The organism is Pseudomonas sp. HOU2 (genome assembly GCF_040729435.1).
In the GTDB taxonomy this organism is placed as follows: domain Bacteria; phylum Pseudomonadota; class Gammaproteobacteria; order Pseudomonadales; family Pseudomonadaceae; genus Aquipseudomonas.
Genome location: NZ_CP160398.1, coordinates 4,503,601 through 4,517,129, shown reverse-complemented (window position 1 = coordinate 4,517,129; position 13,529 = coordinate 4,503,601). Strand labels below are relative to the sequence as shown.

Here is a 13,529-nt window from a genome sequence, read left to right as displayed (position 1 = left end):
AGGTCGGCCGGAAAACAACCGCGTGTTCGCGGCTCTCTATTAATGGCCCGGCGAAGTTACCGCCGGACCATGATCGTCAAAGGCTGACCGTGACGATGCGAATTACTTGGCGCCCAGCGCCAGTTTGGCGACTTGTGGCGCCGGCTGGTAGCCCGGAATGACTTGTCCGTCGGCCAAAACGATGGCCGGTGTGCCGTTCACGCCGATCGACTGACCCAAAGCGAACTGTTTGGAAACCGGGTTGGCGCACTTGGCGGCCTTGATTTCTTTGCCATCGACCATTTTGTCCATGGCGGCTTTCTTGTCGGTCGAGCACCACACGGCCTGCAGTTGTTCGTCACCCGGCGAGCCGAGGCCCTGACGCGGGAACGCCACGTAACGCACTTCGATGCCGCGCTTGTTCAGCTCAGGCACTTCGGCGTGCAGCTTGTGGCAGTACGGGCAGGTGGTGTCGGTGAACACGGTGATGTGCGATTTGGTCTCGCCCACGGCCGGGTAAACCACGGTTTCGGCCACCGGAATGGCATTGATCAGTTTGGAGATGCCCAGGCGTTCGGTCTTCTCGGTCAGGTTGACCGGTTTGCCGTCCTTGAGCTGAAACAGGTAGCCCTGAACGATGTACTGGCCGTCGGCGCTGGCGTACAGCACGCGGCTGCCCTTGAGCTTGACTTCATACATGCCCGGCAACGGGCTGGCACTGATGCTTTCTACCGGAACCTCGAGCTCGAGTTTTTCCAGGCTTTGACGAATGGCTTTGTCGGCCGCGTCATCGGCGACGGCAAAGGTGCTGACCAACGCAATGGCTGCGGCGGCGAAAATCTGGGTCAGACGCATGAGAACTCCTGAAGGCGGACAAATGAAACGGTCAGAACGCCCGTGCCGGAACACCGGGTCATAACCGTCCATCGTGCAAACCGGCAAAGCCTAACACATAAGGCCCGCATGGCCGAATGCGCCTGTCGCCAGACACTCACTGCAGGGGATGACTCGAATTTCCCTGTGGCGAGGGAGCTTGCTCCCGCTCGGCTGCGCAGCAGTCGTAGATATTGCACAATCGACGCGACTGACAGATTTCGGGGCGCTTCGCACCCCAGCGGGAGCAAGCTCCCTCGCCACAAAAAGCTGACTTTGCATCAGCCTCTTGGGTGGTGCTTGGCGTGAAGGTCCTGCAGACGTGCCCGGGCCACATGGGTGTAAATCTGTGTGGTCGACAGGTCACTATGGCCGAGCAGCATCTGCACCACCCGCAGATCGGCACCGTGGTTGAGCAGGTGCGTGGCAAACGCGTGACGCAGTGTGTGCGGCGACAGCGATTTGCCGATCCCGGCGACCTTGGCCCAATGCTTGATGCGGTGCCAGAAGGTCTGGCGGGTCATCTGCTCGCCGCGCTGGCTGGGGAACAGCACATCGCTGGGGCGTCCGCCGAGCAGCTCGCTGCGGCCATCGCGCATGTAGCGCTCGACCCAGACAATCGCCTCTTCGCCCATCGGCACCAAGCGCTCCTTGCTGCCCTTGCCCATCACCCGCAGCACGCCCTGACGCAGGTTGACCTGCTCCAGGGTCAGGCTCACCAGTTCGGTCACCCGCAGGCCGCAGGCGTACAGCACTTCCAGCATGGCGCGGTCACGCTGGCCGATGGCTTCGCTCAGATCCGGTGCCTTGAGCAGCGCTTCGACGTCGGCTTCCGACAACGACTTGGGTAACGGCCGGCCCAGTTGCGGCATGTCGACGCGCAAGGTCGGATCGACGCTGATCAGCTTTTCCCGCAGCAGGTAGCGATAAAAGCCACGCACCCCGGAAAGAAATCGGGCCGTGGAGCGCGGTTTGTAGTTCTGCTCCAGACGCCAGGACAGGTGATCAAGGATCAACTCGCGACCGGCATTGATCAGCTCGAGGTTTTTCTCCTGCAGCCAGCCGTTGAACAGCGCCAGATCGCTGCGGTAGGCGCCGCGGGTGTTGTCAGACAGGCCTTTTTCCAGCCACAGGGCGTCGAGGAATTGGTCAATCAGCGGATGGTCGATGGCAGGCATGGGCGCTCAAGACACACAACCTCCGGGGCTGTGCGCAAATGTAGAGTGAACTGTAGGAATGGCCGCTAGTCTTTCATAGCCCGCTATTTCAAGGAACAGGGAGCTTCAATGAACGAGCAGCAAATTCTCTTGGCATTTGGCGGGATCGGCGTCGCTGCGCTGGGTTGCCAGTGGCTGGCGTGGCGCCTGAAGCTGCCGGCGATTCTGTTTCTGTTGCTGACCGGGATTCTCGCCGGACCGGTACTCGGCTGGCTCGACCCGCAGGAAATGTTTGGCCCGCTGCTGATGCCGCTGGTGTCGCTGGCGGTGGCGTTGATCCTGTTTGAAGGCAGTCTGACCCTGCACCTGTCGGAATGGCGCGAGATCGGCAGCGTCGTGCACCGGCTGGTGACCCTCGGTGCCCTCACCACATGGGTAGTGATCGCGGTCGCAACCCACTTCTTGCTCGGCTTCGACTGGCTGCTGGCGATCCTGTTCGGCAGCCTGACGCTGGTGACCGGGCCGACGGTGATCGTGCCGATGCTGCGGGTGGTGCGACCGAAAGCCTCGATCGCCAACATTCTGCGCTGGGAAGGCATCGTCATTGACCCGATCGGCGCCCTGCTCGCGGTGGTGGTCTACAGCTTCATCATTGCCCGCGCCGAGGGCAACGGCCTCGAACAGAGTCTGCTGACCTTCGGCGGCGTGATTGTTTGCGGCAGCGTGTTCGGGGTGGTCGGCGGCTGGGTGCTGGGCACCGTCATCCGGCGTCAGTGGTTGCCGGAATACCTGCACAACCTCGCCTCGCTGGCGGCGGTGCTGGGGATTTTCATTGCGTCCAATCAGGTGATGCACGAGTCCGGCCTGCTGGCGGTGACGCTAATGGGCATGTGGCTGGCGAACATGAAGGGCGTGGATGTGCGGCACATCCTGCACTTCAAGGAAAACCTCAGCGTGCTGCTGATTTCCGGACTGTTCATTCTGCTGGCGGCGCGGCTGGACCTGCATGCCTTGATCGGTCTCGGGCCGTTGGTGCTGATTCTGTTGCTGGTGATTCAGTTGATCGCGCGCCCGCTGAACGTGTTGTTGAGCACGGCCGGCTCCAGCCTGAGCTGGCGTGAACGCGCCCTGCTTTGCTGGATCGCCCCGCGCGGGATCGTGGCGGCGGCGGTGTCGGCGATTTTCGCGATTCGCCTGGATCAAGCCGGGCACGAAGGTGCGCTGCTGCTGGTGCCACTGACCTTCGCCGTGATCATCGGCACCGTGGTGCTGCAAAGCGCAACCGCTCGGCCACTGGCACGCTTGCTGAACGTCGCCGAACCGGCGCCGAGCGGCTTCCTGATCGTCGGCGCCAACGGCCCGGCGCGTCTGCTGGGCAAATCGTTGCAGCAACTGGGCAGTCGAGTGCTGCTGACCGATTCGAGTTGGGAAAATATTCGTGCGGCGCGCATGGAAGGTTTGCCGACGTATTTTGGCAATCCGGCTTCGCAGCATGCCGATGCGCATCTGGATCTGGTGGGTTTGGGTCACTTGCTCGCGCTGTCGCCTTCAGGCGAGCTGAACACTTTGGCGGCCATGCGTTTTCGCCATGACTTCGGTCATCAACGGCTGTTTGGCCTGGCCAGCGGTCAGGAAAGTCGTCGCAGTGACAAGCACCGGGCGAGTCTTGAGCATCGCGGCAATCAGCTGGGGAGCGAGGCGCTGACCTATGCCAAGCTGGCCAGCCTGATCAGCAATGGCGCCGAGTTGTACAGTACGACGCTGACGGACGGTTTTGGCTGGGAAGATTACCAGGCACTGCATGGCAATCGGGCGACCTTGCTGTTCATGCGTGACGACAGTGGCTGGGTGCATGTGGTGACGCCGGAGACGGCTTTGAAACCGGGATCCGGGTGGACGCTGTTGGCGTTGATTCAGCCTGAGAGCAGCAGCGCCTGAGCTGACGCATTCGCGAGCAAGCTCGCTCCCACAGTGATCGGGGGTGAACACACAATTGTGTCCGACACAAAACCTGTGGGAGCGAGCCTGCTCGCGAATGGCGCGACTCGGTGCCGGATCAGGCAGGAAACCCAGGCAGCACCGGCACCGGCCGCTTGTCATCGTCGATGGCGACAAAGCTGAACTGCCCATGAATCGCTTTCTCACGCCCATCACAGCTCATGCTTTCCACGAACACTTCCACCTCGACCTTGAGGCTGGTGTTGCCGACCTTGATCACTTCGCCGACCAACTCGACGATGGAACCAGCCGGGATCGCGTGATTGAAGTCGATGCGATCGGTGGACACCGTTACCAGCGGCAAACGGCAGAAGCGGGTGGCGGTGATGAACGACACTTCGTCCATCCATGCCAGGGCGGTGCCGCCGAACAGGGTGTTGTGGTGGTTGGTGGTCGGCGGGAAGACGGCTTTGGTTACGCGGGTTACCGAGAGTTCGGTGCGGCGCTGGATTTCCTGGTCGCGGGTGGTCATGGGTTATTGCTCGTAAATCGCGGGCTTCCGAATACAAAGCAAGATCAAAAGATCGCAGCCTTCGGCAGCTCCTACAGGGGGACGGGTTAAATTGCAGGCAACAAAAAAGCAGCCCGTAGGCTGCTTTTTTCTGCATCGGAAGCTGGGCTTAAGCCAGTTTTTCCTTGATGCGAGCTGCTTTACCCGACAGGTCGCGCAGGTAGTACAGCTTGGCTTTACGTACGTCACCGCGACGTTTGACAGCCATGCTGTCGATCTGCGGGGAGTAGGTCTGGAAAGTACGTTCTACGCCAACACCGTTGGAGATTTTACGAACGGTGAACGCACTGTTCACGCCGCGGTTGCGCTTGGCGATTACAACGCCTTCGAACGCTTGCAGACGGGAACGATCGCCTTCCTTCACTTTCACCTGAACGACAATGGTGTCGCCCGGGGCAAAGGTAGGGATTTCTTTGGTCATCTGCTCTGCTTCGAGTGCAAGGATGATTTTGTTGGTCATGCTGTGCTCCTAAGGTAAATCAACTGATCTACCATCGATACGTTGTTAACTATCGTCCCGCTCGCGGATGTATTCCTCGAGCAGCTTCTTCTCTTCTCCAGAAAGCGAGCGGCTTTCCAGAAGATCGGCGCGTCGTTCATAGGTCCGACCAAGGGACTGCTGTAAACGCCAACGCCGGATATGCGCGTGATTGCCACTCAGCAACACGTCGGGAACACGCTGATCCGCATACACCTCAGGTCGGGTGTAGTGCGGGCAATCCAGCAGACCATCCGTAAAGGAATCTTCCTCAGCGGAATCCGCATGCCCTAAAGCTCCGGGCAGCAGTCGTGTAACCGCATCGATCATGACCATGGCCGGCAGCTCGCCGCCAGACAGTACATAGTCACCAATCGACCACTCTTCATCGACATGAGCCTCAATAAAGCGCTCGTCAATGCCTTCATAGCGGCCGGCAATCAGGATCAATGCATCCGATTTTGCCAACTCGCGTACCGCCGACTGAGTCAGTTGACGGCCTTGGGGGGACAGGTAAATCACCTTCGCCGCCTCCCCGGCTGCTGCCTTGGCCTGAACCAGAGCATCTTCCAGGGGCTTGATCTTCATCACCATGCCCGGACCACCGCCAAACGGGCGATCGTCCACAGTGTGATGCCGATCCGTCGTGTAATCCCGCGGATTCCAACAGGTCAACTGCAACAGCCCCTGTTTGACCGCACGACTGGTAATGCCGTACTCACTGATGGCCGAGAACATCTCGGGGAACAACGTTATGACGTCTACGCGCAGGCTGGCCATTGCTTAGAAGTCCGCGTCCCATTCCACCCGCATCACGCCTGCATCCAGATCGATTGTCAGCACGCATTGCTCTGTATAGGGCAACAACCGCTCACGATCATCCAGGCTGCCCGCGCAGGGCTTGACCACCAATACATCGTTCGCGCCGGTCTCCAACAGGTGATCAACCTTGCCGAACAATTGCTCGTCCTGGTTGATGACGCTCAGACCCTGCAACTGGTACCAGTAGTACTCGTCGCCTGTCAGGTTGGGCAAAAGGCTTCGCGAGATGCAAATCTCGTAACCGCTCAGAAGACGGGCTTCATCGCGATCGTCGAGGCCTTTGAGCTTGGCAACCAGATCCTTTTGAGTGGATCGGCCGCTGACCAGCTCGACCTGTTTCACCACGCCTTCGCGCCGAAGCGTCCAGTTGCGGTAGTCCAACAGGTTTTCAATCGGATCGGTAAAGGAAAAGACCTTCACCTCGCCGCGAACGCCGTGAACCGAAAAAATCTTGCCGACAACGATCAGGTCATCAGCTTTTTCTGGCGTCGCGCTCATACTGCTCAGGCTGCAGCCTTGGCAGATTCCTTCAGCAACTGAGCAACACGCTCAGATGGCTGTGCACCAACGCTCAGCCAGTAGGCTACGCGCTCTTGGTTCACGGACAGACGGATTTCCTGACCACGGGCAACAGGGTTGAAGAAGCCAACCTGTTCTTTGTGGGAGCCGTCACGCGGGTTACGCGAGTCGGTTACGGTCAGGTGGTAAAACGGGCGCTTTTTGGAGCCGCCAAGGGCAAGACGGATTGTTAGCATGTGAACATCGTTCCTGTAGTCGGTGCTGCAAATCTAAATGCACAGCGGGCATGGGTGCCCGAAAGGCCGCATATTCTAAGGAATATCCGGACTTTTGCAAATGACTTTTTCCGGCGCCTATGGCATGCCGTGCGGATTTGCATATAGAGCCGTCGATGAAAACGGCCAGTCAGCTCCCGCCGAGTGCGGGTTTGCTGTTGATCCTGCGTCCTTGCAGGGTCTGCGCCGGTGCGACGACCGGCGAAGTCATGGTGTCCTGAATCACATTTTCGGCATGCCGCCGCCGGGCAACATACCGCCCATGCCGCGCATCATTTTCGCCATTCCGCCTTTGGCGGTGAACTTCTTCATCATCTTCTGCATCTGCTTGTGCTGCTTGATCAAGCGACCGATGTCCTGCACCTGAGTGCCGGAACCCATGGCGATCCGGCGCTTGCGCGAACCGCTGATCAGCTCAGGGTCGCGGCGCTCGGCCGGGGTCATGGAGTTGATGATGGCTTCCATCTGCTTGAACTGCTTCTCTGCGGCGTTCTGGGCATTGCCCATCTGCGACAGATTGACGCCGCCGATGCTCGGCAGCTTGTCCATGAGGCCGCCGAGGCCGCCCATGTTCTTCATCTGTTGCAGCTGATCGCGGAAGTCTTCGAGGTCGAAGCCCTTGCCCTTCTTCAGCTTCTTGGCCAGCTTGTCGGCCTTGTCCTTGTCGAGGGTCGCTTCAGCCTGTTCGATCAGGCTGAGCACGTCGCCCATGCCGAGGATCCGCGAAGCGATACGCTCAGGGTGGAACGGATCGAGCGCTTCGCTCTTCTCGCCCATACCGATGAACTTGATCGGCTTGCCGGTGATTGCGCGTACCGACAGTGCGGCACCGCCACGGGCATCGCCGTCGACTTTGGTCAGGATCACCCCGGTCAGCGGCAGCGCATCACCGAAGGCCTTGGCCGTGTTGGCGGCGTCCTGACCGGTCATGGCGTCGACCACGAACAGGGTTTCCACCGGGTTGATCGCGGCGTGCAGCGCCTTGATCTCGCCCATCATCTCTTCGTCGATGTGCAGACGGCCGGCGGTGTCGACGATGACCACGTCGATGAATTTCAGTTTTGCTTCTTTAATAGCAGCAGTCGCGATGTCGACCGGCTTCTGGCTCAGATCGGACGGAAAGAACGTCACGCCGATGTCGTTGGCCAGGGTTTCCAGCTGTTTGATCGCAGCCGGACGGTAGATGTCCGCCGACACGACCATCACCGACTTCTTCTTGCGCTCTTTAAGGAAGCGCGCGAGTTTGCCGGCGGTGGTGGTTTTACCCGCACCCTGCAGACCGGCCATCAGAATGACGGCGGGCGGCACGGCGCTCAGGTTCAAGTCTTCGTTGGCCGCACCCATCAGGCTTTCGAGTTCGGCCTGGACGATCTTCACGAATGCCTGGCCCGGCGTCAGGCTGCGCGACACCTCGGTGCCGACAGCGCGCTCCTTGACCGAATTGACGAAGTCCTTGACCACCGGCAGGGCGACGTCGGCTTCGAGCAACGCCATGCGCACTTCGCGCAGGGTGTCTTTGATATTGTCTTCAGTCAGCTTGGCCTTGCCGGTGACATGGCGCAGCGTCTGCGAGAGACGGTCGGTTAAGTTTTCAAACATTGCGCGATCCTTTCAGGCCCTGTGTAGACCGGGATAATGGCGGCCCAGACCGGATTCAACATGTGCTCGGCGAGCCTGCGGCGTGGGCAGGTCGCGGATTATAGCGAAGACTGCGTCGGGCGGACACCTCGCACTTTCGTGGTGTGGCGGTTCTATGCCAAACTCAGCGCCTTTCGGGCTTGCCTAACAGGATTTATGCTCCCCTTGTCACCCAGTTTGCTGACTACCATCGCCGCCGCGCTTCTTTATGCCGCTGCGACCCTTTATCAGGGCACCCGCCTGGCCTCCGGCGCCAAGGCGAACAAGCGCCTGCTGGTTACGCTCGGCATCCTCGCCGTGCTGGCCCACAGCGCCAGCCTGCTCACTCACCTGCTGACGCCGATCGGCCTGGGCCTGGACTTCTTCAGCGCCGCCAGCCTGATCGCCGCGGCCGTCATCGCCCTGACACTGCTGGCCTGCTCGCGGATCCCGGTGGAAAACCTGCTGGTGCTGCTGTTCCCGCTCGGCGCGGCGACGGTGCTGCTGGCGCAGTTCGCCCCGGCCGGCACGGTACAGATCATCGACGAAGAGCCGGGCATCCTCGCCCACATCCTGCTGTCGATCCTCGCCTACGGCATGTTCACCATCGCGGTGTTCCAGGCCTTGCTGCTGCTGGTGCAGGATCACCAGCTCAAGCACAAGCACCCTTCGGGTCTGATCAAGAACTTCCCGCCGCTGCAAACCATGGAAAGCCTGTTGTTCGGCTTCCTCTGGGCCGGCTGGACGCTGCTGTCGCTGTCGCTGATCTCCGGTTGGCTGTTCGTCGAGAACCTGTTCGCCCAGCATCTGGTGCACAAGACCCTGCTGGCGTGCCTGGCCTGGATCGTGTTCAGCGTGCTGCTGTGGGGCCGCAATCGCCTCGGCTGGCGTGGCCACAAGGCGATTCGCTGGACCCTCGCCGGTTTCTGCCTGCTGATGTTGGCGTATTTCGGCAGCAAACTGGTTCGTGAATATATCCTGCACATCTGACGGGCGGCATAAATGGACGGTTTGCCCATAGGGCCGATGCTCGCGGTATTTGTCCTGCTGATCTTATGGTCGGGGCTGTTTACCGCCGTCGAAATCGCGCAGCAGCACTTGCTGGCGCAACGCACCGCCTCGCGCGCCAGCGATAAGCCGCTGGCGAAGCTGAGCTTCCCGCTCGACAGTCTGATCCTGTGCAACACCCTGTGCCGCGCCCTCGCGGTGGTCATTGCCACACTGCTGGCAATCTTCCTTTGCGAAGAAAACGGCCCGTGGGCCGCCTGCCTCGGCGCCGGTGCCGTGTTGCTGGTGTTTGCCGACTACTTTCCGCGCACCGTGGCCCAACGCTATCCGGATGCAGTACTGTCGTTCGGCAATACCCTGCTGGCCGTTCCGCTGAAGATCCTTTACCCGCTGGCCTGGCTGCTGAGTCGCATCAGCGGTCTGCTGCTGCGTCCCTTCGCGCGCAAACCCCAGGTGGTGCAGCAAAGTGAAGACGAAGAACCTGCCGACCCTGATAACGATCCGGAACACCCGTCTCGCACCCACCCGGTCTCAGGAATCCATGCGCTGGACAACATCACGGTCAATGACATTCTGGTGCCACGCAGCGATGTCGACGGCATCAACCTCGACGACTCGATCGAAGCGATCATCGAACAACTGCGCCAGAACAAACGCACACGCCTGCCGGTGTTCCACAGCGACATCAACCAGGTCGAAGCGGTGCTCAACACCCGGCAGATCCGCCACCTGCTCAACGATGGCCAACTGACCCGCGAAGCGTTGCTGGCCGCCAGCTACGAACCGTACTTCGTCCCGGAAAGCACGCCGCTGCAACTGCAACTGCTGAATTTCCACAAGCAGCAACGCCGCTTGGGCATGGTGGTGGACGAGTACGGCGAAGTGCTGGGCATCGTCACCCTGGAAGACATTCTCGAAGAAATCGTCGGCGAATTCGAAAGCGAGCACAGCCTCGACAACCCGCACATCCATCCGCAGCCAGACGGGCGCATGGTGATCGACGGCACTGCGTCGATCCGCGAGCTGAACAAATGCCTGGGCTGGCATTTGCCGAGCGACGGGCCGAAAACCCTCAACGGTCTGGTGACCGAGGCGCTGGAGACCATTCCGGACAGCGCGGTGTGTTTGAAGATCGGGCGTTATCGGCTGGAGATTCTCGAGACCGAGGACAACCGGGTGAGCAAGGTGCTGATCTGGCATACGAGCGCGGTGCCCGCCAAGGTTTAAGCGCTTTTGTGGCGAGGGAGCTTGCTCCCGCTGGGTTGCGAAGCAGCCCTGGCTTTTGATTTACCCACAGATTCATGCGGCCGCTGCGCGCCCGAGCGGGAGCAAGCTCCCTCGCCACAGAAAGCCCGACAGCAGCGATCTTTGCTCTTGTTCATTCGTTAGCCCCCTTCCTATAATCGAGCCGCTTACCCAAGCGATGCCGAGCCCTGTGCTTACCCCGCACTAAGGCGGTTTCGGCCATTTTCCGCACTACCCCGGCGACTGTTCCTACTCGAAACAGCGCTCGCGCCTCATCCCACATCCCTGGGTGCTCGACCATAATAATTCGCTCCAACGGAGCCATGACTGTCAGGGATCACCGCATGACGACCAGTACCGCTTACAGCGCCACCGCGCCTGCCCAGCCGACCAACTCCGCCACCCGCGTGGCAACGGCGAGTTTCATCGGCACCGCCATCGAGTTCTACGACTTCTACGTTTACGCCACGGCCGCCGCACTGGTGATCGGGCCGGTGTTCTTTCCGCAGACGTCCGGCACTGCGCAGATGCTCTCGGCATTTCTCACCTTCGGCATCGCCTTCCTCGCCCGCCCGCTGGGCTCGGCATTGTTCGGCCACTTTGGTGATCGCATCGGGCGCAAATCGACGCTGGTCGCCTCGCTGTTGCTGATGGGCGTGTGCACCACGCTGATCGGCGTGCTGCCGGGTTACGACAGCATTGGCGCCTGGGCACCGATTCTATTGTGCGTATTACGCTTTGGTCAGGGGCTGGGCCTGGGCGGCGAATGGGGTGGCGCGGCGTTGCTGGCCACGGAGAATGCGCCCAAGGGCAAACGAGCGTGGTTCGGCATGTTTCCGCAGCTTGGCCCGTCGATTGGGTTTCTCGCGGCCAACGGCCTGTTCCTGACCCTGGCCATGACCCTCAACGACGAGCAGTTCCGCAGCTGGGGCTGGCGGATTCCGTTTCTGCTCAGCGCGGTGCTGGTGATGGTCGGCCTGTATGTGCGCTTGAAACTCCACGAAACCCCGGTATTCGCCAACGCCATCGCCCGTCAGGAGCGAGTGAAGGTGCCGTTGGTCGAGCTGTTCAGCCAGTACTGGGCGCCCACCCTGCTCGGCGCGGCGGCGATGGTGGTGTGCTATGCGCTGTTCTACATCTCGACGGTTTTTTCCCTGAGCTACGGCGTGTCCACCCTCGGCTACAGCCGTGAGACGTTCCTTGGACTGCTGTGTTTTGCCGTGCTGTTCATGGCCGCCGCAACGCCGTTGTCCGCCTGGGCCAGCGACCGCTACGGGCGCAAGCCGGTGCTGATCGTCGGTGGCGTGCTGGCAATTCTGTCCGGGTTCCTGATGGAGCCGTTGCTGACGCAAGGTTCGACCTGGGGCGTGGCGCTGTTCCTGTGCATCGAGCTGTTCCTGATGGGTGTGACGTTTGCCCCGATGGGCGCGCTGCTGCCGGAACTGTTTCCGACCCACGTGCGCTATACCGGCGCATCGGCCGCTTACAACCTCGGTGGCATCGTCGGCGCCTCGGCGGCTCCGTTCTTCGCGCAGAAACTGGTGGCGATGGGTGGTTTGAGTTATGTCGGCGGGTATGTGTCGGCGGCAGCGGTGCTTAGCTTGATCGCGGTGCTGTGCCTGAAGGAAACGCGCAATAACGATCTGAATCAGGTTGCCTGATAGATCGCTATCGCGGGCAAGCCCGCTCCCACAGGGTTCTCTGTTGATCACAAATTTTGTGCTCAACCAAAAAATCTGTGGGAGCGGGCTTGCCCGCGATGGTCGCGACTCGGTTTAGAGTTCTACGACAACAGCCTGAGCCGCCCGGGTCGCCTTGGCACGCGCAGCCTCAATCGACTCATCCCGCGCCAACGCCACGCCCATCCGGCGCTGACCGTTGACTTCAGGCTTGCCGAACAGACGCAGTGCCGTATCCGGCTCGCTCAGCGCAGCACCAAGGTTGGCGAACGCAGTCTGGGTCGACTGCCCTTCCACCAGAATCACTGCCGAAGCCGAAGGGCCGAACTGACGGATCAGCGGCACCGGCAGACCGAGAATGGCGCGCGCGTGCAAGGCGAACTGCGACAGGTCCTGGGAAATCAGGGTCACCAGACCAGTGTCGTGCGGGCGCGGCGAGACTTCGCTGAACCACACCTGATCGCCTTTGATGAACAATTCCACGCCGAACAGACCACGACCACCCAGAGCCTCGGTCACGGCTTTGGCCACGCGCTCGGACTCAGCCAGAGCAATCGGGCTCATGGCCTGCGGCTGCCAGGATTCCTGATAGTCGCCCTTCTCCTGACGGTGGCCGACCGGTGCGCAGAACGTGGTGCCGCCGATGTGGCGCACGGTCAGCAAGGTGATTTCGTAGTCGAAATCGATGAAGCCTTCGATGATCACCCGACCTTTGCCGGCGCGACCGCCCTCTTGCGCGTAATCCCAGGCTTTCTGCACGTCATCGGCGCTGCGCAGCAGGCTCTGGCCTTTGCCCGACGAGCTCATGACTGGCTTGACCACGCACGGGAAGCCCAGGTCCTGAACGGCTTTGCTGTAGTCCTCGAAGGTGTCGGCAAAGTGGTACGGCGAGGTTGGCAGGTCCAGCTCTTCAGCGGCCAGACGGCGGATGCCTTCGCGGTTCATGGTCAGTTGCGCGGCGCGCGCGGTCGGGATCACGGTGAAGCCTTCGGCTTCCAGCTCGACCAGCGTGGCGGTGGCGATGGCTTCGATTTCCGGCACGATGAAGTGCGGCTTCTCGGCTTCGATGACTGCACGCAGCGCGGCGCCGTCGAGCATGTTGATCACGTGGCTGCGGTGCGCAACCTGCATGGCCGGCGCGTTGGCGTAACGGTCGACGGCAATCACTTCAACGCCCAGGCGTTGCAGCTCGATCACCACTTCCTTGCCCAACTCACCACAGCCACACAGCAATACGCGGGTCGCGGTTGGCGACAATGGAGTTCCGATACGGGTCATCTCAGGTCCTCAAAGAAGCGGATCATCGAGGAAAGCAACGCCAGACGCGCTTTCCATGGGGAGAAAGCGCGGCATTTTACATGAACCGCA

Annotated in this window: 13 protein-coding genes; 4 read left to right on the top strand and 9 right to left on the bottom strand. The window is 60.9% G+C overall.

All coding sequences use genetic code 11. From position 1 onward, the window contains the following. Positions 1 to 102: 102 nt before the first annotated feature. Both dsbC and xerD read right to left on the bottom strand, forming a co-directional pair. Positions 103 to 834 (bottom strand): bifunctional protein-disulfide isomerase/oxidoreductase DsbC, encoded by a 732-nt coding sequence (dsbC, locus tag ABV589_RS20320; protein ID WP_007967782.1) that lies wholly within the window; start codon positions 832 to 834, stop codon positions 103 to 105. Between the two features lie 299 nt (positions 835 to 1,133). Continuing rightward, a complete protein-coding gene (gene xerD, locus ABV589_RS20315; protein ID WP_096795208.1) occupies positions 1,134 to 2,030 on the bottom strand; it encodes a site-specific tyrosine recombinase XerD in 897 nt (298 codons plus the stop codon). Positions 2,031 to 2,138: 108 nt separating this feature from the next. On the opposite strand from xerD, the gene ABV589_RS20310 reads away from it, so the two are divergent. Continuing rightward, positions 2,139 to 3,947, top strand: coding sequence for a sodium:proton antiporter (locus tag ABV589_RS20310; protein ID WP_367083257.1), 1,809 nt, complete (start codon positions 2,139 to 2,141; stop codon positions 3,945 to 3,947). Between the two features lie 118 nt (positions 3,948 to 4,065). Here ABV589_RS20310 and ABV589_RS20305 read toward each other — a convergent pair whose 3' ends face one another. The 6 genes from ABV589_RS20305 to ffh form a co-directional block, all read right to left on the bottom strand. Continuing rightward, positions 4,066 to 4,479 (bottom strand): acyl-CoA thioesterase, encoded by a 414-nt coding sequence (locus tag ABV589_RS20305; protein ID WP_367083256.1) that lies wholly within the window; start codon positions 4,477 to 4,479, stop codon positions 4,066 to 4,068. Between the two features lie 148 nt (positions 4,480 to 4,627). Beyond that, positions 4,628 to 4,978: a 50S ribosomal protein L19 gene (gene rplS / locus ABV589_RS20300; RefSeq protein WP_003175895.1), complete on the bottom strand. Its 351-nt coding sequence runs from the start codon at positions 4,976 to 4,978 to the stop codon at positions 4,628 to 4,630. A 45-nt stretch (positions 4,979 to 5,023) separates the two neighbouring features. Next, positions 5,024 to 5,776: a tRNA (guanosine(37)-N1)-methyltransferase TrmD gene (trmD, locus tag ABV589_RS20295; protein WP_003221981.1), complete on the bottom strand. Its 753-nt coding sequence runs from the start codon at positions 5,774 to 5,776 to the stop codon at positions 5,024 to 5,026. Between the two features lie 3 nt (positions 5,777 to 5,779). After that, positions 5,780 to 6,316 carry a ribosome maturation factor RimM gene (rimM, locus tag ABV589_RS20290; RefSeq protein WP_047292745.1) on the bottom strand — a complete coding sequence of 179 codons (537 nt, stop codon included), beginning with the start codon at positions 6,314 to 6,316 and terminating at the stop codon, positions 5,780 to 5,782. A 5-nt stretch (positions 6,317 to 6,321) separates the two neighbouring features. Further along, positions 6,322 to 6,573 (bottom strand): 30S ribosomal protein S16, encoded by a 252-nt coding sequence (gene rpsP, locus ABV589_RS20285; RefSeq protein ID WP_003185073.1) that lies wholly within the window; start codon positions 6,571 to 6,573, stop codon positions 6,322 to 6,324. A 261-nt stretch (positions 6,574 to 6,834) separates the two neighbouring features. Then, positions 6,835 to 8,211, bottom strand: a complete 1,377-nt coding sequence (gene ffh, locus ABV589_RS20280; protein ID WP_003221977.1) for a signal recognition particle protein — start codon at positions 8,209 to 8,211, stop codon at positions 6,835 to 6,837. A 195-nt stretch (positions 8,212 to 8,406) separates the two neighbouring features. Here ffh and ccsA point away from each other — a divergent pair, with 195 nt between their 5' ends. The 3 genes from ccsA (at position 8,407) to ABV589_RS20265 (ending at position 12,143) form a co-directional block, all read left to right on the top strand. After that, complete coding sequence (gene ccsA / locus ABV589_RS20275; protein ID WP_027610969.1) at positions 8,407 to 9,219, top strand: cytochrome c biogenesis protein CcsA; 813 nt, start codon at positions 8,407 to 8,409, stop codon at positions 9,217 to 9,219. A gap of 12 nt (positions 9,220 to 9,231) precedes the next feature. Continuing rightward, on the top strand, positions 9,232 to 10,464 hold the full coding sequence (locus tag ABV589_RS20270; RefSeq protein WP_367083253.1) for a transporter associated domain-containing protein: 1,233 nt from the start codon (positions 9,232 to 9,234) through the stop codon (positions 10,462 to 10,464). 362 nt (positions 10,465 to 10,826) lie between these two features. Then, entirely contained in the window at positions 10,827 to 12,143 is a 1,317-nt protein-coding gene (locus ABV589_RS20265; protein ID WP_047292737.1) for an MFS transporter, read from the top strand. Positions 12,144 to 12,257: 114 nt separating this feature from the next. On the opposite strand, the gene purT is transcribed toward ABV589_RS20265, so the two are convergent. Further along, positions 12,258 to 13,439: a formate-dependent phosphoribosylglycinamide formyltransferase gene (gene purT / locus ABV589_RS20260; protein WP_003221968.1), complete on the bottom strand. Its 1,182-nt coding sequence runs from the start codon at positions 13,437 to 13,439 to the stop codon at positions 12,258 to 12,260. Positions 13,440 to 13,529: the final 90 nt, after the last annotated feature.

Excerpts from the sequence above, each read along its gene's own strand:
- dsbC (WP_007967782.1), bottom strand. The coding sequence starts at position 834 with ATGCGTCTGACCCAGATTTTCGCCGCCGCAGCCATTGCGTTGGTCAGC.
- xerD (WP_096795208.1), bottom strand. The coding sequence starts at position 2,030 with ATGCCTGCCATCGACCATCCGCTGATTGACCAATTCCTCGACGCCCTG.
- ABV589_RS20310 (WP_367083257.1), top strand. The coding sequence starts at position 2,139 with ATGAACGAGCAGCAAATTCTCTTGGCATTTGGCGGGATCGGCGTCGCT.
- ABV589_RS20305 (WP_367083256.1), bottom strand. The coding sequence starts at position 4,479 with ATGACCACCCGCGACCAGGAAATCCAGCGCCGCACCGAACTCTCGGTA.
- rplS (WP_003175895.1), bottom strand. The coding sequence starts at position 4,978 with ATGACCAACAAAATCATCCTTGCACTCGAAGCAGAGCAGATGACCAAA.
- trmD (WP_003221981.1), bottom strand. The coding sequence starts at position 5,776 with ATGGCCAGCCTGCGCGTAGACGTCATAACGTTGTTCCCCGAGATGTTC.
- rimM (WP_047292745.1), bottom strand. The coding sequence starts at position 6,316 with ATGAGCGCGACGCCAGAAAAAGCTGATGACCTGATCGTTGTCGGCAAG.
- rpsP (WP_003185073.1), bottom strand. The coding sequence starts at position 6,573 with ATGCTAACAATCCGTCTTGCCCTTGGCGGCTCCAAAAAGCGCCCGTTT.
- ffh (WP_003221977.1), bottom strand. The coding sequence starts at position 8,211 with ATGTTTGAAAACTTAACCGACCGTCTCTCGCAGACGCTGCGCCATGTC.
- ccsA (WP_027610969.1), top strand. The coding sequence starts at position 8,407 with ATGCTCCCCTTGTCACCCAGTTTGCTGACTACCATCGCCGCCGCGCTT.
- ABV589_RS20270 (WP_367083253.1), top strand. The coding sequence starts at position 9,232 with ATGGACGGTTTGCCCATAGGGCCGATGCTCGCGGTATTTGTCCTGCTG.
- ABV589_RS20265 (WP_047292737.1), top strand. The coding sequence starts at position 10,827 with ATGACGACCAGTACCGCTTACAGCGCCACCGCGCCTGCCCAGCCGACC.
- purT (WP_003221968.1), bottom strand. The coding sequence starts at position 13,439 with ATGACCCGTATCGGAACTCCATTGTCGCCAACCGCGACCCGCGTATTG.